Annotated in this window: 33 protein-coding genes; 18 read left to right on the top strand and 15 right to left on the bottom strand. The window is 53.0% G+C overall.

Translation table 11 applies throughout. The annotated features are described in order from the left end of the window. The first annotated feature begins 70 nt into the window (after positions 1 to 70). From L383_RS07305 to mdcH, 3 genes are read left to right on the top strand one after another with little or no spacing between them, the layout of a single operon-like run. Positions 71 to 1,030, top strand: coding sequence for an AEC family transporter (locus L383_RS07305; RefSeq protein ID WP_023331468.1), 960 nt, complete (start codon positions 71 to 73; stop codon positions 1,028 to 1,030). Positions 1,031 to 1,032: 2 nt separating this feature from the next. Further along, positions 1,033 to 1,650 (top strand): malonate decarboxylase holo-ACP synthase, encoded by a 618-nt coding sequence (locus L383_RS07310; RefSeq protein WP_023331467.1) that lies wholly within the window; start codon positions 1,033 to 1,035, stop codon positions 1,648 to 1,650. Next, positions 1,650 to 2,546, top strand: coding sequence for a malonate decarboxylase subunit epsilon (mdcH, locus tag L383_RS07315; protein WP_023331466.1), 897 nt, complete (start codon positions 1,650 to 1,652; stop codon positions 2,544 to 2,546). The genes L383_RS07310 and mdcH overlap by 1 nt, the downstream gene beginning before the upstream one ends. Before the next feature lie 81 nt (positions 2,547 to 2,627). Here mdcH and L383_RS07320 read toward each other — a convergent pair whose 3' ends face one another. The 6 genes from L383_RS07320 to L383_RS07345 form a co-directional block, all read right to left on the bottom strand. Beyond that, complete coding sequence (locus L383_RS07320) at positions 2,628 to 2,948, bottom strand: DUF6966 domain-containing protein (protein WP_023331465.1); 321 nt, start codon at positions 2,946 to 2,948, stop codon at positions 2,628 to 2,630. Between the two features lie 106 nt (positions 2,949 to 3,054). Next, entirely contained in the window at positions 3,055 to 3,561 is a 507-nt protein-coding gene (locus L383_RS07325; RefSeq protein WP_023331464.1) for a YrhA family protein, read from the bottom strand. Then, positions 3,558 to 4,718 carry an HNH endonuclease signature motif containing protein gene (locus tag L383_RS07330; RefSeq protein WP_023331463.1) on the bottom strand — a complete coding sequence of 387 codons (1,161 nt, stop codon included), beginning with the start codon at positions 4,716 to 4,718 and terminating at the stop codon, positions 3,558 to 3,560. The genes L383_RS07325 and L383_RS07330 overlap by 4 nt, the downstream gene beginning before the upstream one ends. A gap of 111 nt (positions 4,719 to 4,829) precedes the next feature. Beyond that, the gene (locus L383_RS07335; protein WP_023331462.1) at positions 4,830 to 5,036 is read right to left on the bottom strand and encodes a DUF4926 domain-containing protein; all 207 of its coding nucleotides are present in this window, start codon (positions 5,034 to 5,036) and stop codon (positions 4,830 to 4,832) included. A 224-nt stretch (positions 5,037 to 5,260) separates the two neighbouring features. Further along, a complete protein-coding gene (locus L383_RS07340; protein WP_023331461.1) occupies positions 5,261 to 6,202 on the bottom strand; it encodes a LysR family transcriptional regulator in 942 nt (313 codons plus the stop codon). Between the two features lie 15 nt (positions 6,203 to 6,217). Beyond that, positions 6,218 to 8,122, bottom strand: coding sequence for an ABC transporter ATP-binding protein (locus tag L383_RS07345; protein ID WP_023331460.1), 1,905 nt, complete (start codon positions 8,120 to 8,122; stop codon positions 6,218 to 6,220). Between the two features lie 135 nt (positions 8,123 to 8,257). Here L383_RS07345 and kefG point away from each other — a divergent pair, with 135 nt between their 5' ends. From kefG to slyD, 4 genes are all read left to right on the top strand, one after another. Further along, a complete protein-coding gene (kefG, locus tag L383_RS07350) occupies positions 8,258 to 8,812 on the top strand; it encodes a glutathione-regulated potassium-efflux system ancillary protein KefG (RefSeq protein WP_021242220.1) in 555 nt (184 codons plus the stop codon). Continuing rightward, entirely contained in the window at positions 8,812 to 10,617 is a 1,806-nt protein-coding gene (gene kefB, locus L383_RS07355; protein ID WP_014885492.1) for a glutathione-regulated potassium-efflux system protein KefB, read from the top strand. The genes kefG and kefB overlap by 1 nt, the downstream gene beginning before the upstream one ends. A 13-nt stretch (positions 10,618 to 10,630) precedes the next feature. After that, positions 10,631 to 10,831 (top strand): YheV family putative zinc ribbon protein, encoded by a 201-nt coding sequence (locus L383_RS07360; RefSeq protein ID WP_023331459.1) that lies wholly within the window; start codon positions 10,631 to 10,633, stop codon positions 10,829 to 10,831. Positions 10,832 to 10,925: 94 nt separating this feature from the next. Continuing rightward, complete coding sequence (gene slyD, locus L383_RS07365; RefSeq protein ID WP_023331458.1) at positions 10,926 to 11,510, top strand: peptidylprolyl isomerase; 585 nt, start codon at positions 10,926 to 10,928, stop codon at positions 11,508 to 11,510. Between the two features lie 50 nt (positions 11,511 to 11,560). Here slyD and L383_RS07370 read toward each other — a convergent pair whose 3' ends face one another. After that, positions 11,561 to 11,779: a protein SlyX gene (locus L383_RS07370; protein WP_008503009.1), complete on the bottom strand. Its 219-nt coding sequence runs from the start codon at positions 11,777 to 11,779 to the stop codon at positions 11,561 to 11,563. 237 nt (positions 11,780 to 12,016) lie between these two features. On the opposite strand from L383_RS07370, the gene fkpA reads away from it, so the two are divergent. The 11 genes from fkpA to bfr all read left to right on the top strand — a co-directional run bounded on the left by fkpA (position 12,017) and on the right by bfr (position 20,221). Continuing rightward, complete coding sequence (fkpA, locus tag L383_RS07375) at positions 12,017 to 12,838, top strand: FKBP-type peptidyl-prolyl cis-trans isomerase (protein ID WP_023331457.1); 822 nt, start codon at positions 12,017 to 12,019, stop codon at positions 12,836 to 12,838. Between the two features lie 163 nt (positions 12,839 to 13,001). Next, positions 13,002 to 13,724, top strand: a complete 723-nt coding sequence (locus L383_RS07380; protein ID WP_014885489.1) for a helix-turn-helix transcriptional regulator — start codon at positions 13,002 to 13,004, stop codon at positions 13,722 to 13,724. Further along, on the top strand, positions 13,724 to 14,110 hold the full coding sequence (gene tusD, locus L383_RS07385; RefSeq protein ID WP_023331456.1) for a sulfurtransferase complex subunit TusD: 387 nt from the start codon (positions 13,724 to 13,726) through the stop codon (positions 14,108 to 14,110). The genes L383_RS07380 and tusD overlap by 1 nt, the downstream gene beginning before the upstream one ends. Then, entirely contained in the window at positions 14,110 to 14,469 is a 360-nt protein-coding gene (gene tusC / locus L383_RS07390; RefSeq protein ID WP_023331455.1) for a sulfurtransferase complex subunit TusC, read from the top strand. Before tusD ends, tusC begins: the two co-directional genes overlap by 1 nt. 7 nt (positions 14,470 to 14,476) lie before the next feature. Next, positions 14,477 to 14,764: a sulfurtransferase complex subunit TusB gene (gene tusB, locus L383_RS07395; protein ID WP_023331454.1), complete on the top strand. Its 288-nt coding sequence runs from the start codon at positions 14,477 to 14,479 to the stop codon at positions 14,762 to 14,764. 124 nt (positions 14,765 to 14,888) lie between these two features. Beyond that, complete coding sequence (gene rpsL / locus L383_RS07400; protein WP_000246815.1) at positions 14,889 to 15,263, top strand: 30S ribosomal protein S12; 375 nt, start codon at positions 14,889 to 14,891, stop codon at positions 15,261 to 15,263. A gap of 96 nt (positions 15,264 to 15,359) precedes the next feature. After that, complete coding sequence (gene rpsG, locus L383_RS07405; protein WP_003861706.1) at positions 15,360 to 15,830, top strand: 30S ribosomal protein S7; 471 nt, start codon at positions 15,360 to 15,362, stop codon at positions 15,828 to 15,830. 96 nt (positions 15,831 to 15,926) lie between these two features. After that, on the top strand, positions 15,927 to 18,041 hold the full coding sequence (gene fusA, locus L383_RS07410; RefSeq protein WP_023331453.1) for an elongation factor G: 2,115 nt from the start codon (positions 15,927 to 15,929) through the stop codon (positions 18,039 to 18,041). 69 nt (positions 18,042 to 18,110) lie between these two features. After that, complete coding sequence (tuf, locus tag L383_RS07415; protein ID WP_014885484.1) at positions 18,111 to 19,295, top strand: elongation factor Tu; 1,185 nt, start codon at positions 18,111 to 18,113, stop codon at positions 19,293 to 19,295. A gap of 179 nt (positions 19,296 to 19,474) precedes the next feature. Then, complete coding sequence (gene bfd / locus L383_RS07420; protein WP_008503493.1) at positions 19,475 to 19,669, top strand: bacterioferritin-associated ferredoxin; 195 nt, start codon at positions 19,475 to 19,477, stop codon at positions 19,667 to 19,669. 72 nt (positions 19,670 to 19,741) lie between these two features. After that, positions 19,742 to 20,221 (top strand): bacterioferritin, encoded by a 480-nt coding sequence (gene bfr, locus L383_RS07425; protein WP_014885483.1) that lies wholly within the window; start codon positions 19,742 to 19,744, stop codon positions 20,219 to 20,221. Positions 20,222 to 20,255: 34 nt separating this feature from the next. Here bfr and L383_RS26495 read toward each other — a convergent pair whose 3' ends face one another. The 8 genes from L383_RS26495 to gspG are packed head-to-tail and all read right to left on the bottom strand — an operon-like array spanning position 20,256 to position 25,485. Further along, positions 20,256 to 21,035 (bottom strand): prepilin peptidase, encoded by a 780-nt coding sequence (locus tag L383_RS26495; protein ID WP_023331452.1) that lies wholly within the window; start codon positions 21,033 to 21,035, stop codon positions 20,256 to 20,258. Position 21,036: 1 nt separating this feature from the next. After that, positions 21,037 to 21,510: a type II secretion system protein GspM gene (gene gspM, locus L383_RS07430; RefSeq protein WP_023331451.1), complete on the bottom strand. Its 474-nt coding sequence runs from the start codon at positions 21,508 to 21,510 to the stop codon at positions 21,037 to 21,039. Continuing rightward, entirely contained in the window at positions 21,503 to 22,711 is a 1,209-nt protein-coding gene (gene gspL, locus L383_RS07435) for a type II secretion system protein GspL (RefSeq protein WP_162269402.1), read from the bottom strand. The genes gspM and gspL overlap by 8 nt, the downstream gene beginning before the upstream one ends. Further along, a complete protein-coding gene (gene gspK / locus L383_RS07440; RefSeq protein ID WP_023331449.1) occupies positions 22,644 to 23,603 on the bottom strand; it encodes a type II secretion system minor pseudopilin GspK in 960 nt (319 codons plus the stop codon). Before gspK ends, gspL begins: the two co-directional genes overlap by 68 nt. Beyond that, positions 23,600 to 24,181, bottom strand: coding sequence for a PulJ/GspJ family protein (locus L383_RS0124195; protein ID WP_023331448.1), 582 nt, complete (start codon positions 24,179 to 24,181; stop codon positions 23,600 to 23,602). The genes gspK and L383_RS0124195 overlap by 4 nt, the downstream gene beginning before the upstream one ends. Continuing rightward, complete coding sequence (gene gspI, locus L383_RS24570) at positions 24,174 to 24,542, bottom strand: type II secretion system minor pseudopilin GspI (protein WP_023331447.1); 369 nt, start codon at positions 24,540 to 24,542, stop codon at positions 24,174 to 24,176. The genes L383_RS0124195 and gspI overlap by 8 nt, the downstream gene beginning before the upstream one ends. Next, complete coding sequence (gspH, locus tag L383_RS07445; RefSeq protein ID WP_023331446.1) at positions 24,539 to 25,039, bottom strand: type II secretion system minor pseudopilin GspH; 501 nt, start codon at positions 25,037 to 25,039, stop codon at positions 24,539 to 24,541. Before gspH ends, gspI begins: the two co-directional genes overlap by 4 nt. Positions 25,040 to 25,041: 2 nt before the next feature. Next, the gene (gene gspG, locus L383_RS07450) at positions 25,042 to 25,485 is read right to left on the bottom strand and encodes a type II secretion system major pseudopilin GspG (protein WP_014885475.1); all 444 of its coding nucleotides are present in this window, start codon (positions 25,483 to 25,485) and stop codon (positions 25,042 to 25,044) included. Between the last annotated feature and the right edge of the window lie 6 nt (positions 25,486 to 25,491).

Raw genomic sequence — 25,491 nt, 5'->3', positions numbered from 1 at the left:
CGCGGGAACCTGCATCCTGAAAATAATAATCATCGCGCCAGTGCTTAAACTTTTTTACTACAGGTGAATTATGACTTACGTAATTGTTCATGCTCTTGCACCGATTTTCGTCATCATGCTGCTGGGATTCTGGGCCGGTAAGGCAAAGATGGTCGACAACAAAAACGTTTCCCTGCTTAATATTTTCGTGATGGATTTTGCACTGCCTGCCGCGCTGTTCAGCGCCACCGTGCAAACGCCGTGGACCGGCATTGTGGCCCAGTCGCCGCTGATTCTGGTACTGACCCTGGCGATGTGGATAACCTATGCGGCCATCTACTTCCTCGCCACCGGCGTCTTTAAAAAATCGCCGCAGGATGCCGCCGTGCTGACGCTGACCGTCGCCCTGCCAAACTATGCGGCGCTCGGCCTGCCTATTCTGGGCAGCGTGCTGGGTGAAGGTTCATCGACATCACTGTCTGTTGCGGTCTCCATCGCCTGCGGTTCGGTGCTGATGACCCCGTTCTGCCTGCTCATTCTGGAACGTGAAAAAGCGCGCACCGAAGGGAATAACTCTGGCTCAACGCTCTCAATGCTGCCGGTGCTGATGTGGCGTTCGATTAAAAAACCGATCGTGATGGGCCCGCTGCTGGGTGTCATTTTGTCCGCCATCGGTATCAAAATGCCGGAACTGGTGCTGGCGGCGATTAAACCGCTGGGGCTGTCCGCGACCGCTGCAGCGCTGTTCCTGACCGGGGTAATCCTCTCTGCCCGTAAGTTGCAGATCAACACCATGGTCATCACGTCAACTATCGCCAAGCTGCTGATTCAGCCTGCGATTGCCTGGGGTATCGTTTTACTCTTTGGTCTGCACGGTTCCGTGGCGATCACCGCTATCCTGATGATTGCGCTTTCTGCGGGCTTCTTCGGTGTGGTGTTCGGTAACCGCTTTGGCGTGCAGTCTCCGGATGCGGAAGCCGTGCTGCTGTTAAGCTCCGTACTGTGTATCCTGTCGCTGCCGCTGTTTATCTCGCTGACCTCAGGAATGTAATCATGACCACAACATTACGCCCCCACGACCTCATCTGGCTTACCGCGCGAGACGCGCTGGAAGGCATCACCGACGACTGGGTGGAGGCGGCCTGGCATACCGGTTTGCCGGTCGTAGTGCGGCGTGATGTTGATAACGCTGGCCGTATTCCCGTTGGCGTGCGCGGCCTGCGCCGCGACCAGCGGGCGGCCGGATGGGTGAAACCAGAACACGTAACGCGTGTGGTGCCACCCGAATCACTGAGCGTAACGGCGGATCTGCTACGCTCGCCCTTTGTGACGCAGCCACCGGTACAGGTGGCGCTACAACTTTCTCAGCAGCTGTGGCCATGGTCGTGGGGCATTACCGGCAGCACTGGCTATGCACTGGCGACCGGTATTCCGGTTATCCACGCCGACAGCGATCTCGACCTGTTGATCCGCGCCCCTCAGCCGATTTCCCCTGATGCGTTTACCGCATGGCAGTCGCAGCTCGGCCATGCATTGTGCCGGGCGGATACGCAGGTCGATACACCCGAAGGGGGATTCGCGCTGGCGGAGTGGCTGCGCGACGGCAAAACGCTGCTGAAAACCCGCCGCGGACCGCGTCTGGTAACGGACCCGTGGCGCAGGGAGGAGTAATGAAAATACTGTTTACCTTTCCGGGGCAGGGCACGCAGCATGAAGGTATGCTGCATAACCTGCCGGGAACGGCGCTGGCTCAGGCGCGTAAGGTACTGGGAAGCGAAGTCGATACGCTGGACAGTGCAGCCTCGTTACGCCACACCCGCGCGGTTCAACTTTGTCTGTTGATTTCAGGCGTGGCCTGGGCACGCGAGCTTCAACGTCGCGGCGTGACGCCGGACATTGTGAGCGGTTTGTCGATTGGCGCGTACCCGGCAGCAGTGATGGCTGGCGCACTGGAATTTACCGACGCCCTTAAGCTGGTTGCATTGCGCGGCGATCTGATGGAGCAGGCGTATCCGCACGGCTATGGCCTGACGGCGATTATGGGGTTGACCCTGTCGCAGGTGGAACAGCTTATCGAAGGCACGGGCACGTATATCGCGAACCTGAACGCCGAAACGCAGATCGTGATTGCCGGCTCCGATGAAGGGATGGCGCAGGTAGCCGAGCGGGCGCTGGCGAAAGGGGCGAGCAAGGCCAAACGGCTGGCGGTCAGCGTGCCGTCGCACTGCGCACTGCTGGCGGACCCGGCGCAGAAGCTGGCGGCAGCGTTTGAATCGGTCACGCTTTCACGCCCACGCTGCGCGTATCTGAGCGGCAGTACCGGACGCGTGCTCTGGCAGCCGGAGAAGATCGCCGACGATCTGGCGATGAATATGGCGCGTACCGTGCGCTGGCAGGAGGCGGTGATATCCGCGAATGAACGCGATGCGCGGCTGGCAATCGAGATGCCGCCCGGCGGCGTGCTGACCTGCTTAACGCGACAAGCGGCGTGGGAAGGGGAATCCATTTCGCTGGAACGCAGCGGGGTGGATGTGGCGGTGCATCTGGCGGGGCGGCTTCAGCGGTGAGTTTTGCCCGGCGGCGCTTTCGAAAAACGTAAGGTAAGTTTGGCACTTATAGCTCAGGGTGGAAATCTCCCTGAGCATGCGTCAGCGACGCTGATGATGAGTGTTAGGGTAAACACCTTTTTTTGTTAACTCGATTGCCTGCTCAAGTTGCTGGTAAAGCCTATGGCTCAAATCTTCCAGTTCGTCATTTTCTTTACGGAGCGGTTGCCCATTTTTGTGAAGAACAATATCGTTAAATGATCCCATTCCACCGTAAACTTTTTTTAATGCGAATATTGAAGCTTCACAGTCGACGTCAAGTTCACTACCAAGTGTCTCAAAGGTTTTGGCCCATGCATTCTCATTGTTTGAGTGCAGTATGCTAATAATATTGGTTAACGTTTTCTTTATTTCATTTATCATTTCAGCCCCCCACTACTCAGTATATTCACATCAGGTATTTTCCACGTTTCACGCACAACTACTGGTCGTTTTTCGCGGATCCTGCCAGTTTGAGATTTGACGCATATTAATTCACCGTATCAATTAGTGCGGATAACAATCCGTGAAATTGGTTATGTGATTCTATTACATAATCCGTTGAGACTTTATCACGGATCTGAAAGCAATCATCAGCGAAACTGTAGACAATAACGGATATACCATCCTCACCAATGAGCACCTTATCAGTGAGATTCTGATCAAGATAGATTTCATCGGTGCGTGTATCAACGTTGCGGATGTAGATATTTGACCATAATGGCACACCATTTTCTGCCTGAACTATGTTATATAAAGTCAGTCCGTTATACTCCAGACCATCCATAATGTTGAACATATTCAGGTAGTCAGGTCGGGTAACCATCAGGCGCTGTATATCCTCGTAAACCGTTCTTTTCTGACTACCCCATTCGGCGGGTGGAGCATTGCGCATGAGATCTGCCATCACGGCAGGATGGACAGGATTGGCTATCGGGTAGTTATCAGCAGTCATTAGGGTCTTGAATATGCCTAACAATCCATCGGTATCCTTCATTTCTTCTCCTTAATGCCAGCGGGATAAATTACATCTTTTGGAGCAGGCCATAACACTTTTGCGCTTTCATTATAGGGAAGAACTTTCGTTATTGTGCCCTGGGCCTTTGAAAGCGTGTAATGATAGGGCGAACTTTGTATCAGCGTTAGGTTTTCAAAGGTATTTGCCCCCCCATCATCAAGGGGAATTTTATGATGGACCTCCCATCCTGCGGGGACTTTTCCATTGGCAAGTCGGAGCAGGTTGTCAGAGTCAAAAGTTGTTAAAGCATCAGGGTGATTGGCAAGAGATTTGAGAAAAGCAGGGCGAACAGTACTATTAAATTCTTTTCGTAGCACATTATATTCGAGACGGTTCCTGCGAAAGTAATTTAGCTCCGTAACATTTATATCACTTAGCAGAACGTGGTTGTTTTTATATTTTCCCAGATAGTCGGTCAACTGTTTCGCTGTCGCTGGATTTCTGATGAGCAGCAGCGAGGCGGCGGTTATCATCATACCGGACGTGGTTTCATTTAAAACGCTGTCGTAGCCTGTAACGGCTTCTCCACCAAGTTGCTCCGCTGTTTGCCTAAAGCCTTCAATGTTGCCGTTGTAGATTCCACCTGCCGCCAGTAATCGTCCGGCTGCTTTGCTGTTGATGGTTTTGGTGGCCTGTGCGTGCTGTACGGGAGCATCGGAATCATGCTGTTTAATGGTCGGAGCGGGTTTTCGTCCCGGATGTGCGTTCAGGCAATGTTCGTAAATATTTTGTACTTCCCGCTGGAAACTGTCGCTATAGCTGTCCATGAAACGGTCATAAACCAGATTACCGTCGTCATCGAAGAAGAAGGGGTTACGGAAACGGTCCCACTTCTCTGCGGTGTTTACGCCAACCATCCAGCCCTGCTCAAGATTCCATTTTACTTCATCATAAAGGCTGTCGTATTCCGTGTGGTGCTTGCGTTTGTATGGTTGCGCCGCGAAGCGGTGGTATACGCCGTCACGTCGTCTGGGGATGGTGAAATGTTGAAAACGGGTTTGAGGGGCATATTTCAGATAATCCAGTTCGTAAAATACGCTCGCCATTTCCAGTGCATCGCGTGGCGTGAGGATGAACTGAATATCAGCCGGTGCTAAATCACAGCCAGCATCCCATTTCATGTAGAGTGTGAACATCCTGTTCCTGCTTTAAGCCATGTTATTTTTGTGGATATTCAGAGATAACGGATGATAAGTCAAACGTGGCGTTCAGTTTCTGTTGAGCACTTCCCCCATTGTACCTGCCTCTCACTTCGGTTGGATATAATCTGCCACCTGGCTGGGTAACAGTGAAGGCATTGCAATAGTTCGCCCATCATCATCAACAAATTCAACCATATAAGCCAGATGGGGTTTTTCATGTACTAATACTATGGCACCCAGCATGCCTTTAGTTAACCCTTCCACCGGCAAATCTTCCGCTAACACAACCACCTCAAACTCTTCTCTTATCATCGGCTGTACTCACTTAACAAAAATCGTCGTCATGCATGGAACGACGAGCATCTGGTTCATATATCCAACTAAACGCCGTTCCGTTGCTTGGGAGGGGGAGATGTTGATAACGGGGACACGGTTCATATTCCAGGTAATCCAGTTCGTAAAATACGCTCGCCATTTCAGTGCATCGCGTGGCGTTCAGCTTTAGTGAACCCTGGAACAGGGAGAAAGCACCAGGCTTACGGGGCCGAGGCATCTGCTGTGAGGCTTCGCGCATACATCCGCCCTTCGGCGGCCAGTGCGCGGAGGCTCGGATCCTGCTCGCGGTTGCGGGCAAAGACAATCGCAATCAGCTGCTGCATCTGGTACGGTTCCGCCAGCTTCAGTAGCTGCACCGAGTTCTCATACACTTTCTTCATCCTCCCCGGCATCAGCGTAAAGCCGACCCCCGCCTGCACCAGGCTCAGCATTGAGAAAATGTCATTCACGCGAGTGACGATCTCCGGTTCGAATCCGGCGATATGAAACGCCTCCTGAAACCCGGCGTAGGTCGCAAACCCTTCTGCCAGCGAGACAAATTTCTGATGTTTGTAATCACGAAGATCCGCTGGCCCATGGGCGTTCAGCGTGGCGGACGCGGGCGCGGCAAGGAAAATGTCGTCGTGAAACAGGGGCAGCACTTCGAGGCTGTTACGGTCGATATCGCTTTCGGAGATGGAGATCAATATGGCGTCCAGCGACCCTTCGTCCAGCATGTGTAGCAACGTGTCGTTAGAGCCCATCGTCAGATCCATCTCCAGATCCGGACGGCGTAATTTCATGCCCATAATCAGGCGCGGTACGGTTTCCAGGGTGAGCGAGTAGAGCGTACCGACGCGCAACCGACCCTGGCCGATACCGGCGATTTTGCGCGACTCTTCCAGCCCGCGCTCCATCACCTGCATGACTTCCTGGCAATATTCCAGCAGCGTCCAGGCGGAAGGCAGCGCAATCAGATTGCGCCCCTTGTGGGTAAAAAGCGGGCAGCGCACGTTCTCTTCCAGCGTGTGCAGCGCGCGGTGCACGCTGACACCGCTCAGCCCGAGCGTTTCGGCGGTACGGGCGATATTCCCTTTCTCCATGAAGGTCATGAAGATGCTGAGTTTGCGGAATGTAATCTCGCTCGTGGTATCGAAACGCATAACCCTCCCGGTGTGTTAGTCGGCCTGCAGCATCGCTTCCAGCTGTTCCTGCGCGTCCAGCCACGCCATTTCGCACGCTTCGAGGCTCGATTTGGTCTTTGCCTGCGTTTGCAGGCAATCCGTCAGCTCCGCTTTACGGCTTTGATCGTACAGGCCGCTGTCGCCCAGCTTCTCTTCAACGGTGGCAAGCGTGGCGTTGAGCTTCTCCATCTCTTTTTCCAGACGGGCAATCTCTTTACGCAGCGGCTGAGTCTGGGTGCGCAGCTCCGCTTCGCGGCGCTTCTGGTCTTTACGCGCCTGCGCGCTGTTGGCATTGTCTTTCGCCGACTCGTCCGGCTGGTTTTCCTGCTTCTGCACGTCCGTCAGCCACTGCTGGTAGTCTTCCAGATCGCCGTCGAACGGTTCAACTTTGCCATCATGCACCAGGTAGAGATCGTCTGTGGTGGAGCGGATCAGGTGACGATCGTGCGAGACCACCACCAGCGCGCCTTCGAACTCAATCAGCGCTTCGGTCAGCGCCTGACGCATGTCGAGATCCAGGTGGTTGGTCGGTTCATCGAGCAGCAGCAGGTTCGGGCGCTGCCAGACGATCAGCGCCAGTACCAGGCGGGCTTTTTCACCGCCGGAGAAACGCTCGGTGTTTTCGGTGACTTTATCGCCCTGGAAGCCGAAGCCGCCGAGGTAATCGCGCAGCTTCTGCTCCATCTCCTGCGGTGCCAGACGCGCAAGGTGCTGGATAGGCGATTCATCCGCGCGTAAAAATTCCAGCTGATGCTGAGCGAAATAGCCAAGCTTAATGCCTTTCGCCAGGCCGATTTCGCCGCTGACCGGGTTAAGTTCGCCCGCCAGGAGTTTGATTAGCGTTGATTTACCGGCGCCGTTACGCCCCAGCAGACCGATACGTGAACCCGGCACCAGGTTGAGCTTGATGGAGTCGAGAATAATGCGATCGCCATAGCCCGCGCTCACTTTTTCCATTTTCAGCAGTGGATTCGGCAGGCTTTCCGGTTCGCGGAAATTGAAGTGGAACGGGTTATCGACGTGCGCCGGGGCAATCATCTCCATGCGTTCCAGCATCTTGATGCGGCTCTGGGCCTGCTTGGCTTTAGAGGCTTTGGCCTTAAAGCGATCCACAAAGCTTTGCAGGTGCGCCACGCGCTGCTGCTGGCTTTCGTACATCGCCTGCTGCTGGGCCAGGCGCGTCGCGCGCTGGCGCTCGAAAGAGCTGTAGTTGCCGGTATATTCGAACATCGTTTGCTGTTCGATATGAATGATTTTATCCACCACCGGATCGAGGAAGTCGCGGTCGTGGGAGATCAGAATCAGAGTGCCCTGATAGCTCTTAAGCCACTTCTCCAGCCAAATAACCGCATCGAGATCGAGGTGGTTAGTCGGTTCATCGAGTAGCAAAAGATCAGAACGGCAGATCAGCGCCTGCGCCAGGTTGAGGCGCATACGCCAGCCACCGGAGAAGTCGCTGACCGGGCGTTCCAGCTGTTCATTGCTGAAGCCCAGGCCGTGCAGCAGGCTGGAGGCGCGGGAGCGAATGGTCCACGCGTCGATGGCGTCCAGCTTGCCATGAACGGTGGCGATGGCGTGACCGTCGTTGCGCTCGTTGGCGGCGTGGAGTTCCGCTTCGAGTTTGCGGTATTCTCGGTCGCCGTCGATAACATAGTCGAGGGCCGGTTCGCTCAGGGCAGGCGTTTCCTGGTTCACCCAGGCGAGCTGCCAGTTTCCCGGATAAGTAAAGCTTCCGCCATCCGCGCTAATCTCGTTTTTCAGCAGCGCCAGCAGCGTGGATTTGCCACAGCCGTTTTTGCCGACCAGACCCACTTTTTGGCCCGGGTTGATGGTAGCAGTGGCGTTATCGAGCAGAACGCGCACGCCGCGACGAATTTGTAACGAGGAGAAAACAATCATAGAAGCGCCGTATGTTCCGACTATGTTAATTTGTCATTATGATAATGTAAGGTGTGGGCCATTTTCCGCACCGGGCCGCCATGGTAGCCCAAAACAACAACGATACACAAAAACAGAAACACGACCGGGAGGGGAATGATGTCTCAGACAGCGAAAGTGCTGCTGCTGTATGCCCATCCGGAATCTCAGGACTCGGTGGCGAACCGGGTGCTGCTTAAGCCGGCTACACAGCTCAGTAACGTTACGGTGCACGATCTCTACGCGCACTATCCTGATTTCTTTATTGATATTCCGTACGAGCAGGAACTGCTGCGTCAGCATGACGTGATTGTGTTCCAGCACCCGCTTTATACCTATAGCTGTCCGGCACTGCTGAAAGAGTGGCTGGACCGCGTGCTGAGCCGCGGCTTCTCCAGTGGGGTGGGGGGAAACCAGCTGGCGGGAAAGTACTGGCGTAGCGTGATCACCACCGGTGAACCCGAAAGTGCTTACCGTCACGACGGGCTGAACCGTTATCCGATGAGCGATATCCTGCGGCCATTCGAGTTGACGGCGGCGATGTGCCGTATGCACTGGATGAGCCCGATCATTGTCTACTGGGCACGGCGTCAGGATCCGAAAGAACTGGCCAGCCACGCCAGAGCTTATGGCGAGTGGCTGGCATCGCCGATTCCGGCAGGAGGTCGTTAATGGAAGGATCGAATTTGCTCCTCGCCGGGGTACTGTTTTTATTTGCGGCCGTCGTCGCGGTTCCGCTTGCCGCCCGTCTCGGCATCGGTGCGGTACTGGGATATTTGCTCGCGGGGATCGCCATTGGTCCCTGGGGACTGGGATTCATCAGCGATGTGGATGAAATTCTCCATTTCTCCGAGCTAGGCGTGGTGTTCCTGATGTTCATCATCGGTCTGGAACTGAACCCCTCTAAATTGTGGCAGCTCCGACGCTCTATCTTTGGCGTGGGGGCCGCGCAGGTGTTGTTCAGCGCCGCGATTCTGGCTGGCCTGCTAATGCTGACCCACTTTTCCTGGCAGGCCGCGGTGATTGGCGGGATTGGTCTCGCCATGTCGTCGACGGCGATGGCGCTGCAGCTGATGCGCGACAAAGGGATGAACCGCAATGAAGCCGGGCAGCTGGGCTTTTCGGTGCTGCTGTTTCAGGATTTAGCGGTGATCCCGGCGCTGGCGCTGGTGCCGCTGCTGGCGGGTTCTGGCGACGATAGCTTCGACTGGGCAAAGATTTCCATGAAGGTGCTGGCTTTTGCGGGCATGCTGATTGGCGGACGCTTCCTGTTGCGTCCGGTGTTCCGCTTTATTGCCGCATCGGGCGTGCGTGAAGTGTTTACCGCTGCGACGCTGTTGCTGGTGCTTGGCTCGGCGCTGTTTATGGACGCGCTGGGGCTATCAATGGCGCTGGGTACTTTTATCGCCGGGGTGCTGCTGGCGGAGAGCGAGTATCGTCACGAACTGGAAATTGCCATCGATCCCTTCAAAGGGCTGCTGCTAGGGTTGTTCTTTATTTCGGTGGGGATGGCGCTCAATCTCGGCGTGCTTTATACCCATCTGCTCTGGGTTGTGGTCAGCGTCGCCATCCTGGTGGCGGTGAAAATGCTGGTGCTGTACGTCATGGCGCGTATTTACGGGTTGCGCAGTTCGGAACGCATGCAGTTTGCCAGCGTGTTAAGCCAGGGGGGAGAGTTCGCGTTTGTGCTGTTTTCCGCCGCGTCCTCTCAGAAGCTGTTTAAGGACGATCAGATGGCGCTGCTGCTGGTGACGGTGACGCTGTCGATGATGACCACGCCGCTGCTGATGAAGCTGGTGGATAAACTGCTGTCGCGCCGCTTAAACCCGACGGACGATGAAGATGAAGCGCCATGGGTAGAAGACGATAAACCCCAGGTGATAGTGGTGGGCTTTGGCCGCTTCGGGCAGGTGATTGGTCGCCTGTTGATGGCGAATAAGATGCGCATTACGGTGCTGGAACGCGATATCAGTGCGGTTAACCTGATGCGTAAATATGGCTACAAGGTGTATTACGGCGACGCGACCCAGCTTGAGCTGCTGCGCTCGGCGGGCGCTGAGGCCGCCGAGTCCATCGTGATCACCTGTAACGATCCGGAAGACACGATGAAACTGGTGGAGCTGTGTCAACAGCACTTCCCGCACCTGCATATACTGGCGCGTGCCCGGGGACGTGTTGAAGCTCACGAATTGTTGCAGGCGGGTGTGAAACACTTCTCCCGTGAGACGTTCTCCAGTGCGCTGGAGTTAGGCCGTAAGGCGTTGATCTCGCTGGGTATGCATCCTCATCAGGCGCAACGTGCCCAGATGCACTTCCGTCGGCTGGATATGCGAATGCTGCGCGAACTGATGCCGGTACATACCGACACGGCGCAGATCTCCCGCGTGCGGGAAGCGCGTCGCGAGCTGGAGGAGATCTTCCAGCGAGAGATGCAACAGGAACGACGCCAGCTTGATGGCTGGGATGAATTTGAATGAAGGGTAACGAAAGATGGCTGTCCGTAAACGCTTTATCGCAGGTGCAAAATGCCCGTCCTGCCAGGCGCAAGATACTCTGGCGATGTGGCGAGAAAATAATACTGATATCGTTGAGTGTGTTAAGTGTGGTCACCAGATGCGTGAGGCCGATAAAGAGGCCCGCGATCATGTTCGCAAAGAAGAGCAAGTGATCGGCATTTTTCATCCGGACTAGCGATATGCCCTGAGTTTTTTTAAGCTAAAGGGTACACGGGTGCAGATTTCCGCTACAATCTGCGCCAGCAATTTTCCCACGCTCAGGAGATATCATGAAAGTAGCAAAAGACCTGGTGGTCAGCCTGGCCTATCAGGTACGTACAGAAGACGGTGTGTTGGTTGATGAGTCTCCGGTGAGTGCGCCGCTGGACTACCTGCATGGCCACGGTTCCCTGATTTCCGGCCTGGAAACTGCGCTGGAAGGTCATGAAGTTGGCGACAAATTCGACGTTGCTGTCGGCGCGAACGACGCTTACGGTCAGTATGACGACAACCTGGTTCAGCGCGTTCCTAAAGACGTGTTCATGGGCGTTGACGAACTGCAGGTTGGCATGCGCTTCCTGGCTGAAACTGACCAGGGTCCAGTGCCTGTTGAAATCACTGAAGTTGAAGACGACCACGTTGTGGTTGACGGCAACCACATGCTGGCTGGCCAGAACCTGAAGTTCAACGTAGAAGTTGTTGCGATCCGTGAAGCGACCGAAGAAGAGCTGGCTCATGGCCACGTTCACGGTGCGCACGGTCACGACCATGACCACGATCACGGCCACGACGGCTGCTGCGGTGGTCACGGTCACGACCATGGTCATGACCATGGCAAAGGTGGTTGCGGTAACGGCGGCTGCGGTTGCCACTAATTCCGCTAAGCGGAAAATAAAAAAGCGGGTGACCCCGCTTTTTTTACGCCTCAATAATGAGGTGGTGGTGTCTCTTCAGACTGAGAGGCAATGTTTGACGGCTGCGTTGCCTTTAGCTTTTCCGTCAGCAGACGCATGTGATCCCGCAGCTTCGCCATTTCGAGTTCATGTGCTGTGACGGTCTGGTTTAGCTCTTCGATGGTGATGTCCTGAAAAGCCAGGCGGCTTTCCAGCTCAGCCATTCTCGCTTCTATCGTTGTATCCTTCATCATTCACCTCGTTTATGTCTGATTTACCTGATGGTCCAGCGGCGGCGCAGTTTAACTGAGTTTATCCTTAAGTGCAGTCTCTATCCCGCTGGCAAGAAACTTATTTAAACAAAAATAGTCTGAAAAGTGGTGAGAATTGGGAGTGTCTGTCTGTAGATTTCTTCTGCAACGTTTTATAGTACGTCACTCATTTACGTTTAACGCTGGGGTGAGAGTCCCCAGGCCCTGGAGATATGGATGAAATCACTGTTTAAAGTAACGCTGCTGGCGACGACGATGGCTGTTGCGCTGAACGCGCCGCTGTCATTCGCTGCTGATACTGCTGCGAAGCCTGCTGCCACTGCAGACAGCAAAGCGGCGTTCAAAAATGACGACCAGAAATCCGCCTACGCACTGGGCGCATCTCTGGGTCGTTACATGGAAAACTCTCTGAAAGAACAAGAGAAACTGGGCATCAAACTGGATAAAGCCCAGCTGATCGCAGGCGTACAGGACGCATTTGCGGATAAGAGCAAGCTGTCTGACCAGGAAATTGAGCAGACGCTGCAGGCGTTCGAAGCACGCGTGAAGGGTGCCGCTCAGACCAAGATGGAAGCGGACGCGAAAGACAACGAAGCGAAAGGCAAAGCCTACCGCGATACCTTTGCTAAAGAGAAGGGTGTGAAGACCTCCTCTACTGGCCTGGTGTACAAAGTTGAGAAAGAAGGCACCGGTGATGCGCCGAAAGACAGCGATACTGTTGTCGTAAACTACAAAGGTACGCTGATCGACGGTAAAGAGTTCGATAACTCTTACACCCGCGGTGAGCCGCTCTCCTTCCGTCTGGACGGTGTGATCCCTGGCTGGACTGAAGGCCTGAAAAACATCAAGAAAGGCGGCAAGATCAAGCTGGTTATTCCACCGGATCTGGCCTACGGCAAAACGGGCGTTCCGGGTATCCCGGCTAACTCCACGCTGGTCTTCGACGTAGAGCTGCTGGACATTAAACCAGCACCGAAAGCGGATGCGAAACCGGAAGCGCAGGCAGATCAGAAAGCTGCGACAGACGCTAAGAAGTAATGTAATAAAAACCGCCGCCTTTAAGGCGGCGGTTTTTATTGCGGGGCAGATATAATTAACACTGGAAAGCGTCTGGTACGCTGTATTAATTTAGTTGTCCGTGTAGATAATGAGCCTGCCCTGAAAACCTAACGACAGGCTCCTGAAAAGGAGTGTTTTTTTCATGTCCAGGTCGCTTTTAACCAACGAAACCAGTGAACTTGATTTGCTGGATCAACGTCCTTTTGACCAGACCGACTTCGATATTCTTAAATCCTATGAGGCGGTGGTGGACGGGTTAGCGATGCTCATTGGTTCCCACTGCGAAATCGTATTGCACTCCCTGCAAGATCTGAAGTGTTCCGCCATCCGCATTGCTAATGGTGAGCATACCGGCCGTAAAATTGGTTCGCCAATCACCGACCTTGCATTGCGTATGTTGCATGACATGACCGGCGCGGACAGCAGCGTCTCCAAATGTTATTTCACCCGCGCCAAAAGCGGCGTGCTGATGAAATCAGAAACTATCGCGATTCGAAACCGCGAACATCGTGTGATTGGGCTGCTGTGCATCAACATGAACCTTGATGTGCCTTTCTCGCAGATCATGAGCACCTTTATTCCGCCTGAAACGCCAGACGTTGGCTCCTCCGTTAACTTTGCCTCCTCCGTAGAAGATCTGGTGACTCAAACGCTTGAGTTTACGATTGAAGAGGTGAATGCCGATCGCAACGTCTCGAACAATGCCAAGAATCGTCAGATCGTACTCAATCTCTACGAGAAAGGGATTTTTGATATCAAAGACGCCATTAACCAGGTGGCCGATCGTCTGAATATCTCCAAGCATACGGTCTACCTCTACATCCGCCAGTTCAAAAGCGGCGACTTCGTAGGGCAAGATAAGTAATGCGTTTTGCGTTAATGGTGACAGGCCCGGCGTACGGCACTCAGCAGGCCAGCAGCGCGCTGCAGTTTGCGCATGCGCTACTGGCGGCCGGACATGAACTGGCGAGCGTCTTTTTCTATCGGGAAGGGGTGTATAACGCGAACCAGTTTACGTCACCGGCGAGCGATGAGTTTGATCTGGTCCGCGCGTGGCAGGCGTTAAATGAAAAGCAGGGCGTTGAGCTGAACATCTGCGTGGCGGCGGCACTGCGTCGCGGCGTGACGGATGCAACCGAAGCCGATCGCCTGGGGTTAACGGGCGCTAACCTTCAGCCTGGCTTTTCGTTGAGTGGTCTGGGCGAGCTGGCTCAGGCGGCGCTAACCTGCGACAGAGTGGTGCAATTCTGATGAAGCGCGTGGCATTTGTTTTTACTTCTGCACCGCACGGTAGCGCCTCGGGCCGCGAAGGGCTGGATGCGTTACTTGCGACATCGGCATTAACAGAAGATATCGGCGTCTTCTTTCTGGGGGACGGGGTGTTTCAACTGCTCGCGGGCCAACAGCCTCAGGCCATCCTGGCGCGCGATTACATCGCAACCTTCAAAGTGCTGCCGCTGTACGATATCGAAACCTGCTATGTCTGTGCCGACTCCTTAACGGCGCGCGGTTTGAGTGATAAGTCGTCTTTTGTGCTGGATGTGACGATCTTACCTTCCTCTGATCTGCGTGAACACCTTTCCCACTACGACACCGTTTTGACGTTCTGAGGCCGCCATGCTCCATATTCTGAGCCACTCACCGTGGCAATGTGATATCGACACACTGTTGAGCATGCTGCGCGAAGGTGATGATTTGCTGCTCATTCAGGACGGCGTGCTTTCCGCTCTGGAAGGCAGCCGTTTCGTTGAAATTCTCACGAATGCCCCCATAACAGTCTCTGCGCTGAAGGACGATCTGGACGCGCGAGGTCTTTCTGGTCAAATTTCAGCCAAAATTGACGTGGTTGGCTATACTGATTTCGTCAATCTTACTGTGACGCACGCCAGTCAAATGAACTGGTGATCCGAGATCGCTGTATATTTCTTGACACCTTTTCGACGTAGCCCTAAAATTTCGCGTCCTCATATTGTATGAGGTCGTTTTATTACGTGTTTACGAAGCAAAAGCTAAAACCAGGAGCTATTTAATGGCAACAGTTAACCAGCTGGTACGCAAACCACGTGCACGCAAAGTTGCAAAAAGCAACGTGCCTGCACTGGAAGCCTGCCCGCAGAAACGTGGTGTATGTACTCGTGTATATACCACCACTCCTAAAAAACCAAACTCCGCACTGCGTAAAGTATGCCGTGTGCGTTTGACTAACGGTTTCGAAGTGACTTCCTACATCGGTGGTGAAGGTCACAACCTGCAGGAGCACTCCGTGATCCTGATCCGTGGCGGTCGTGTTAAAGACCTTCCGGGTGTTCGTTACCACACCGTTCGTGGTGCGCTGGACTGCTCAGGTGTTAAAGACCGTAAGCAGGCTCGCTCCAAGTACGGCGTGAAGCGTCCTAAGGCTTAATGGTTCTCCGTTAAGTAAGGCCAAACTGATTTATCTTAATGTCAAACTAAACTCGTAGAGTTTTGGACAATCCTGAATTAACAACGGAGTATTCCCATGCCACGTCGTCGCGTCATTGGTCAGCGTAAAATTCTTCCAGATCCGAAGTTCGGATCAGAACTGCTGGCAAAATTTGTAAATATCCTGATGGTAGATGGTAAAAAATCTACTGCAGAAGCCATCGTATACAGCGCGCTTGAGACCCTGGCTCAGCGTTCTGGTAAAAATGAACTGGAAGCTTTCGAAGTCGCTCTCGACAACGTTCGCCCAACTGTAGAAGTTAAGTCCCGCCGCGTTGGTGGTTCTACTTATCAGGTTCCAGTTGAAGTTCGTCCGGTTCGTCGTAATGCTCTGGCAATGCGTTGGATCGTTGAAGCTGCTCGTAAACGCGGTGATAAATCCATGGCTCTGCGTCTGGCGAACGAACTTTCTGATGCTGCAGAAAACAAAGGTACTGCAGTTAAGAAACGTGAAGACGTTCACCGTATGGCAGAAGCCAACAAGGCGTTCGCACACTACCGTTGGTAATCCCTTCGGAGTATTAGTCACCAGGCGGGCGCTTCAGAGAAGCCGCCCGCTCTGGGTAACTTAACTGAACGCCTAAAGAAACAAACGAGGAATCAAATGGCTCGTACAACACCCATCGCACGCTACCGTAACATCGGTATCAGTGCGCACATCGACGCCGGTAAGACCACTACTACCGAACGTATTCTGTTCTACACCGGTGTAAACCATAAAATCGGTGAAGTTCATGACGGCGCAGCCACCATGGACTGGATGGAACAGGAGCAGGAGCGTGGTATCACTATCACCTCCGCAGCGACTACTGCATTCTGGTCAGGTATGGCTAAGCAGTACGAACCGCATCGCGTAAACATCATCGACACCCCAGGGCACGTTGACTTCACCATCGAAGTAGAACGTTCCATGCGTGTGCTCGACGGCGCGGTAATGGTTTATTGCGCAGTTGGTGGTGTTCAGCCACAGTCTGAAACCGTATGGCGTCAGGCGAACAAATATAAAGTTCCACGCATCGCGTTCGTTAACAAAATGGACCGTATGGGTGCTAACTTCCTGAAAGTTGTTGGTCAGATCAAAACCCGTCTGGGCGCGAACCCTGTTCCGCTGCAGCTGGCAATTGGTGCTGAAGAAGGCTTCACCGGCGTTATCGACCTGGTGAAAATGAAAGCCATCAACTGGAACGACGCAGACCAGGGCGTGACCTTCGAATACGAAGACATCCCGGCTGAGATGCAGGACCTGGCTGACGAATGGCACCAGAACCTGATCGAATCCGCTGCTGAAGCTTCTGAAGAGCTGATGGAGAAATACCTGGGTGGTGAAGAACTGACTGAAGAAGAGATCAAAAAAGCTCTGCGTCAGCGTGTTCTGAACAACGAAATCATCCTGGTAACCTGTGGTTCTGCGTTCAAGAACAAAGGTGTTCAGGCGATGCTGGATGCGGTAGTTGACTACCTGCCATCCCCGGTTGACGTTCCTGCGATCAACGGCATCCTGGACGACGGTAAAGATACTCCGGCTGAGCGTCACGCAAGCGACGACGAGCCGTTCTCTGCACTGGCGTTCAAAATTGCTACCGACCCATTCGTGGGTAACCTGACCTTCTTCCGCGTTTACTCTGGTGTGGTTAACTCCGGTGACACCATCCTGAACTCCGTGAAAGCGGCGCGTGAGCGTTTTGGCCGTATCGTACAGATGCACGCTAACAAACGTGAAGAGATCAAAGAAGTTCGTGCGGGCGACATCGCTGCAGCTATCGGTCTGAAAGACGTGACCACTGGTGACACCCTGTGTGACCCGGATCACCCGATCATTCTGGAGCGTATGGAATTCCCAGAGCCGGTAATCTCCATCGCGGTTGAACCAAAAACCAAAGCTGACCAGGAAAAAATGGGTCTGGCTCTGGGCCGTCTGGCGAAAGAAGACCCATCATTCCGCGTATGGACTGATGAAGAATCTAACCAGACCATCATCGCTGGTATGGGTGAACTGCACCTGGATATCATCGTTGACCGTATGAAGCGTGAATTCAACGTTGAAGCGAACGTGGGTAAACCTCAGGTTGCTTACCGCGAAGCGATTCGCGCGAAAGTTACCGATGTTGAAGGTAAACACGCTAAGCAGTCTGGTGGTCGCGGTCAGTACGGTCACGTTGTGATCGACATGTACCCACTGGAGCCGGGCTCTAACCCGAAAGGTTACGAGTTCATCAACGACATCAAAGGTGGTGTAATTCCTGGCGAATACATCCCAGCCGTTGATAAAGGCATCCAGGAACAGCTGAAAGCGGGCCCTCTGGCTGGCTATCCGGTTGTTGACATGGGTGTTCGTCTGCACTTCGGTTCTTACCACGACGTTGACTCCTCTGAACTGGCGTTTAAACTGGCTGCGTCTATTGCCTTTAAAGAAGGCTTTAAGAAAGCAAAACCAGTTCTGCTTGAGCCAATCATGAAGGTTGAAGTAGAAACTCCTGAAGAGAACACCGGTGACGTTATCGGTGACTTGAGCCGTCGTCGCGGTATGCTGCGTGGTCAGGAATCTGAAGTAACTGGCGTTAAGATCCACGCTGAAGTTCCGCTGTCTGAAATGTTCGGATATGCAACTCAGCTGCGTTCTCTGACCAAAGGTCGTGCATCATACACCATGGAATTCCTGAAGTATGATGATGCGCCTAACAACGTTGCTCAGGCCGTTATTGAAGCCCGTGGTAAGTAATCCACAGGATTAAAACCTAAGTCCCGTGCTCTCTCCGAAGGGGAGAGCACTATAGTAAGGAATATAGCCGTGTCTAAAGAAAAATTTGAACGTACAAAACCGCACGTTAACGTTGGTACTATCGGCCACGTTGACCATGGTAAAACTACCCTGACTGCTGCAATCACTACCGTTCTGGCTAAAACCTACGGCGGTGCTGCTCGTGCATTCGACCAGATCGATAACGCACCAGAAGAAAAAGCGCGTGGTATCACCATCAACACTTCTCACGTTGAATATGACACCCCGACTCGCCACTACGCACACGTAGACTGCCCGGGCCACGCCGACTATGTTAAAAACATGATCACCGGTGCTGCGCAGATGGACGGCGCGATCCTGGTTGTTGCTGCGACTGACGGCCCAATGCCTCAGACTCGTGAGCACATCCTGCTGGGTCGTCAGGTAGGCGTTCCTTACATCATCGTGTTCCTGAACAAGTGTGACATGGTTGATGACGAAGAGCTGCTGGAACTGGTAGAGATGGAAGTTCGTGAACTGCTGTCTCAGTACGATTTCCCAGGCGACGACACCCCAATCGTTCGTGGTTCCGCGCTGAAAGCGCTGGAAGGCGACGCTGAGTGGGAAGCGAAAATCATCGAACTGGCTGGCTACCTGGATTCTTACATCCCAGAACCAGAGCGTGCGATTGACAAGCCATTCCTGCTGCCAATCGAAGACGTATTCTCCATCTCCGGTCGTGGTACCGTTGTTACCGGTCGTGTAGAGCGCGGTATCATCAAAGTTGGTGAAGAAGTTGAAATCGTTGGTATCAAAGAGACTGCGAAGTCTACCTGTACTGGCGTTGAAATGTTCCGCAAACTGCTGGACGAAGGCCGTGCTGGTGAGAACGTTGGTGTTCTGCTGCGTGGTATCAAACGTGAAGAAATCGAACGTGGTCAGGTTCTGGCGAAGCCAGGCTCAATCAAGCCACACACCAAGTTCGAATCTGAAGTGTACATCCTGTCCAAAGACGAAGGCGGCCGTCATACTCCGTTCTTCAAAGGCTACCGTCCACAGTTCTACTTCCGTACAACTGACGTGACCGGTACCATCGAACTGCCAGAAGGCGTTGAGATGGTAATGCCAGGCGACAACATCAAGATGGTTGTGACTCTGATCCACCCAATCGCGATGGACGACGGTCTGCGTTTCGCAATCCGTGAAGGCGGCCGTACCGTTGGCGCGGGCGTTGTTGCTAAAGTTCTGGGCTAATTAATTATCCCCGAATTAAAAAAGGACGCTTCGGCGTCCTTTTTTGTTTTGTGCTGCTCAGGTGTTGTCACAAACTTTCGCATTTTTTGCCTGCACCCGCCCCGTATTCTGGCGTTTGTGCTATTGTAATCATAACCATTCTCACTTACACTTTGCGCATAATTTGAACGGGAGTCTCTATGTACGTTTGTTTATGTAATGGTGTAAGCGACAAAAAAATACGTCAGGCCGTTCGCCAGTTTCAGCCACAGTCATTTCAGCAGCTTCGCAAATTTGTTCCGGTTGGAAATCAATGCGGTAAATGTGTACGTGCTGCACGTGAAATCATGCAGGACGAGTTGATGCAGATCCCGGAATACAAAGAGATCGCGTAAGCGCCCATCTTTTTTTTGACATCCCCGTAGCCCGATCTACGCTTCAATGAGTGGAAGCGGAGGGACTATATAATGAAAGGTGATGTTAAAATCATAAGTTATCTCAATAAATTATTGGGAAATGAGCTTGTCGCAATCAACCAGTACTTTCTTCACGCGAGAATGTTCAAAAACTGGGGACTTAAACGTCTGAACGACGTTGAGTACCATGAATCTATAGATGAGATGAAACACGCCGATAAATATATCGAGCGCATTTTATTCCTTGAAGGTATTCCAAACCTGCAGGATCTCGGCAAGCTGGGCATCGGTGAAGATGTCGAGGAGATGCTACGTTCCGACCTCAGGCTGGAACTTGAAGGTGCCAAAGATCTCCGTGAAGCCATTGCCTATGCCGACAGCGTTTTTGATTATGTCAGCCGTGACATGATGATTGAGATCCTTGCCGATGAAGAAGGCCATATAGACTGGCTGGAAACCGAGTTGGATTTGATCGATAAGCTGGGTATTCAAAACTATCTGCAGGCGCAAATCCGCGAAGAAAAAGAGTAGTTGATACAGGAAGGAAATCCTCCTTCCTGCCTCCTCACAGCGTTGCCCAGCAGAAACAGCCCCAGCCGCTCAGTGCCAGCGCCGGACCGAAAGGTATCGGGTCACCGAAATGCCCTTTTTTTACCCACAGCAGAAGCCCGTAAAAGATCCCTGCGATTGCCGCTACGTAAAGGATCACGGGTACCTCTCGCCAGCCGCACCAGGCGCCCACTGCCGCAAGCATCTTGAAATCCCCGTAACCGATCCCTTCTTTGTGACAGATTAAGCGGACCAGCCAGTAGAGCAGCCACAGAATTAAATAGCCGGCAGCGGCACCCACAATGGCGTCCTGGGAGGAAACAGGGCCAAAAAAGGCATTAAACAACAGGCCAACCCACAGTAACGGTAGCGTGAGCTTGTCGGGTAAAAGGTAATGCTGCAGATCGATCACGCTGAGTGCGAGTACAAACCAAAAGAACAGAAAAAGCGCCAGTGACATTATCATTGATGCTGGATGGAGGGCATAGCAAATGACGGCCATCATCGCACAAAACCCTTCCAGCAAGGGATAGCGTGTTGAAACAGGCTGGCCGCAGTGGCGACATTTCCCTTTGAGAAGCATCCAGCCGAGCAGGGGAACCGTGTCGTACCAGAACAGTGGGGTTTGACACTGGCAGCACCGGGAGCCAGAGAACGTAAACTCTGACGTTGAACCCGCCTCGCCTGTCGAAGACGGTCGTAAAATCTCGGCAGGCAAACGCCAGGTGAGTATACCCATTGCGGTTCCTGACAGCAGGCCAATGATGAGAAACAGAGTAACCAGTGAGCTATCCATTTTATTTCACTCCGAGCGTCAGGCGCGTCAGGATTATAGTGTCCGTACCCTGTTCACTGGCGTGGAATTCAAGTTCCGCAATCCGCAGACCGTAGTCTCCCTGTAGCACCGCCAGCCAGTTCATAAAAGCGTCCATCCTGAGAGCGTCGGCCGATACAGTCAGTTCTCCGCTATCGGTGCGCTGGAGTTTTGCGGCAGTGCCCAGCATGTGCAAACTGCTTTTAACCTGATTCTCCAGGGAGCCTGATGGTCTCTTTTCCGGAAGAAGAGCTGCAGCCGAAACCTGTTTCTGCAACCACTGCAGATCGCGTTGCACCTTAGCATAGCGGGATTGCATGATGTCTGTAGCCTGCTTCAGGGGCTGGTAGAGCCCAAACCAGAAAAGAATGCTGACACCGCAGACAAGCAGTGCGAGTAGCAGCCGCTGTTCACGCGGATCTTTTTGGTGAAACCATTCCTGAGCGCGTTTAATCATTTCGAATCGTCCATAATCCCTGTTCATGTTTATCGACTTTGAGTGAGTAGCCAGCCAGTTTTTGATTTAAAAACGCCTGGATCTGTTGGTCATCGCGGGTAGAAATAAAAAGACGTAAATCATTACGTGCCGGGTTATAACTCACCCCTTCCAGCGCCAGTCCCGGGAAAGCGGACAGATGAGCCTGAAGCTGTTGTAAGAGCAAATAGGGGGCAGGCGATCGTTGCTGTAGCTGCCTGGGTAAATAGGTACGCAGATTACGGGTATGCCTGTTTTCTGGAATATAACGTTGCCATTGCTGCGTCAGTATGTGGCTCAGCTGTTTTTCATACTCCCGAAGTTGCAAATACACGACAGCCTGAGCCAGACACGCACTCACGGCTAACAGTAAAATGCTGCAAAGCGCCACGCGTTTGATATTGGTGGTCCAGAAAGAGCACGGGGCAGGCGGGCGCATTTTCCCGTGCAAAAGGTTAGCGGGTGGTTCCTGTGGATGGAGTATCAAACTATGACATGCGGGACGCGTTTCCTTCGCGGAAAGGCCAGTTGGCAGTGGACCGTAGCTGACGACCTCTTGCGGGGGATAATGCGCTAGCAGCTGTGCTAGCCAGGGTTCTGTCAGATGGGCAACACTGTTCTCATGCGTTCTGAGCAACCATCCACCGCTGTCTGATAATACCGTCCAGCCGCTTTCACAGGCTGGCAAGCGAAGGGCGTCAATCGTCGCATGCGTGACGTTAAAACCAGCCCCGGCAAAGAGACGAAGCTGGGACATAAGCCAGTCGGCGTCAACGCCAATGACGGAAACTCGCGTTCCCTCCCGAGAGAGTAGCGTCCAGTGCAGCGGGGGCATGCCTTCGTCCAGTGTTTCATCCGCAAGCCACTGAAGTTTTTGATCGGTCAGTTCGTAATTTTCGTCTGGGATGACGATTATTCTGCTCGTTGCCTTTTGGGCCGGAATAACGAGATGAGTGCATCCTGATGCCGGGCGTGCGGCAATCTCCGGCAACTGTTCTGTTGTCAGACTCTGAACCTGGCTGTAGCCACATCCATCATATTCCACCCATTCAAGGGCATTCGGCGTCGATCCAGAAAGGCGGATAAGCAGTTTCGTCGCAGGGACGTTAACTGCTTTATTGTTCGCTACTGCCATCCGTAAGCTGGCGTAAATAGAGTTTGAGTGTTTTAGTTTTTTCGTCATAAATGAAAAATGTGCGCATACCAAAGGTAAGGTCACCCTCATGAACCGTGGATGTGGTCAAAAAATAACTGCTGCTGGTTGTAATCTGTTTTTTAAGCGAATCCACCAGCGGTTTTGCTGCGCTGAAATCCTGTTGGGCCTGGTAAAGAAAATCCTCTACCTTTTCCCAGCCATTTACAGGACGTTTTTTCAGGAGCATTTTTGCATCTGACAAGCTGATATTGTTGAGGAAGAGGGCTGCCAGAAGCGGCGCTTGCTGCTCAGTAAGGGTATTGATATTAATGGCGAGGTCACTGCTGAATCGGGTGCAGATAAAAGGGGCGAGTTTTTGATAAAGCGCGTCAGTCATCCCTTTAATTTTGCGCACTTCTGTGGGTAAAAAGAGCACCTGACCGGCGGTCAGGTAGCCTGGCTGACTATGTTGATAGTATTCGTCTTCTGCACCTTTAACGCGCGTTGAGTCGTTATCATCGATGTAGTCTGCGATGGATTGAGCGATCTCTTCTGCCCGGTATTTTTCAACGGCGAGCTTCTCCAGTAGGGCGTAAAACACGCTGATTTCATACGGTGGCGTCGCCAGTGGTTCTTCCGGCGTATTCTTCAGTGCGTTCAGGTTGTAGCAATGGTGCAGATCGTTTATCTGCCAGCTGACGTCGGTGTCGTCGCCAGGACTCTCCGAGTGGGTGAGTACGTCTCGAGGCTTCTCCTGAAAACGCGCCATAGATTGTGCTTCAGCATAGAGCAGAGCGTATTTCCCCTGCAGGCTATCATTGATGCGCCGGGTGCGCTGGAGCTGAACCTGAAAACTTATCGTCATCTCTGCTGCCAGCGCAGCCATCAGCGCCAGAATCATTAAAACAATCAGCAATGCAGAACCTTTTTGCGCATTCATTGCGTCGCTCCTGCAGGTTGGCTGGCGGCTTTTTTTTCTGGAAACCAGCCGGGCAGGACAACGCGTCGGGTTATTTCCGCTTTACCGTCACGCTCCAGCGTTATCGTGGCTGTCGTTGACACGCTCTTTTCATCCGCCGGCGTCATTGTTGCAGAAAAATGGGAGACATGATCCAGCAGGGGCTGTGGTGCCACGTCCTTTTCACTGTCGGATGAGTAGCGTACTGCACGGAATAATGTGTCGTTTTCGACATACCAGTGGACGGTCGTCAAAACGAAAGTTGCCCCAAAAGGCATTGCGGGATCCCGGGTTTGTGTTGTGAAAATTACGCTCTCTTTTTCACTCAAGAAGGGGAGCGGTGTTTGCCGGTTTTTCCGCGGGACATACTGCATTAAATCATTTTCAAGCATGAGCACGGTGTGCTGGATGGCCTCAAAATCATCGCCAGTCTTCTTGGCTCGCTGGTACTGTTCGGTTGCCTGGGAGAACACCTGAGAGGCCAGAAAGCTGAGCGTTGAGAAAATGACGATCGCCAGCATCACTTCCAGAAGCGTAAAGCCGTTGGGGACTTTACTCATGCTTCGCCTCCGTTTTCTTACTATCTGAAGACCAGGCATACAGGCTGAGGGTTCGGCCATCAGACGTTATCACCCTGGCCTCTTTCTGAAGCAAAGGAGACGAACTTTTTTTCCCTTCAACCAGTTGCCAGGAGAAGGTCTCATTTAATTGAGAAGAGGCTCCCTCTTTGGCGGCGAGTTGTCCGTAAGTCGAGGTCACGAGTACGTTGTCTGCAACCCAAAGCGCTAGCGTTTCCTGTTTTAACGTTTCCAGTGCTGAAAGCTGCCATTGCATACTGTTGAGGAGTGCAATAATGGCGGTCGCAAAAATAGCCATTGCCAGCAAGACTTCAAGCAGCAGCATTCCGCTTTGTTGTTTCATTGCGGTTCCTTAAAGCGAATGACCTCAAGCGGCAGCGCGCCGTGTGATTGCAGAATGGCGATTTTTTCGCCATCTTTAGCGTTGAAAACCACTGAAAAGGGAGTGACTTGTCCATCGGGCAGGATGACGATTTGCGGCTTGGCCTCCTCCGACGACGGTGTCACGTCAGGCCTGGCCGGTGCGTCCCAATCGCCGCGTAACGGCAAATTGTCATTGTTTGCTATTTCCTGCCACTGCCATTCACCGGTGTGATCCTTTTTCGGTGCATAGAAAAGCCAGCCGTCAGTAGTGAGCTGAAGGCCGACAGTATGTTTTTCCAGTAGCGCCACGTCTGACATGTATTTTGCTGTCTGTCTGAGGACATCGATCTGCCGCAGTAGCTTTCCGGTAGCGCTCAGCCTGTCACTTTGCATAGCGACAACGCCGGCTGCCGCCAGGGCGATGATGACCATAACCAGCATCACCTCCAGCAGTGTGAATCCTTTCTGATGGGCCATTTTTAGCGTGACTTTTTATCGTTATCCCAGTTGTGGATATCATCCTCGGTGCCGGTTTCAGCATCAGGACCTGTGGACATGATATCGATCGCGCCATGCTCACCCGGGCTAATCAGGATGTAGTCATTCCCCCACGGATCGGCGGGCAGACGGCGGATATAACCGTCCGGGTTGTAGTTTTCAGCCCGGGGAGCTTGCGCTGGGGCGGTAATAAGCGCCTCCAGGCCCTGTTCTGTTGTGGGATAACGATGATTATCCAGCTTGTACATATCCAGCGCATTTTCGAGAGCAATAATATCGCTGGCGGCTTTTTGCCGGTCTGCCCGATCCTTATTGCCCATTAAGTTAGGCACCACCAGGCTGGCCAGAACCCCCATAATCACGATGACGACCATCAATTCCATAAGCGTGAAACCACGCTGCCTTTCCTTTTTCTGCGCTTCCATGATTTT

Source organism: Enterobacter sp. MGH 37 (genome assembly GCF_000534515.1).
GTDB classification, from domain to species: domain Bacteria; phylum Pseudomonadota; class Gammaproteobacteria; order Enterobacterales; family Enterobacteriaceae; genus Enterobacter; species Enterobacter kobei.
Note: the sequence above shows the minus strand (reverse complement) of the source record. Positions and strands in the feature narration are given on the sequence as shown.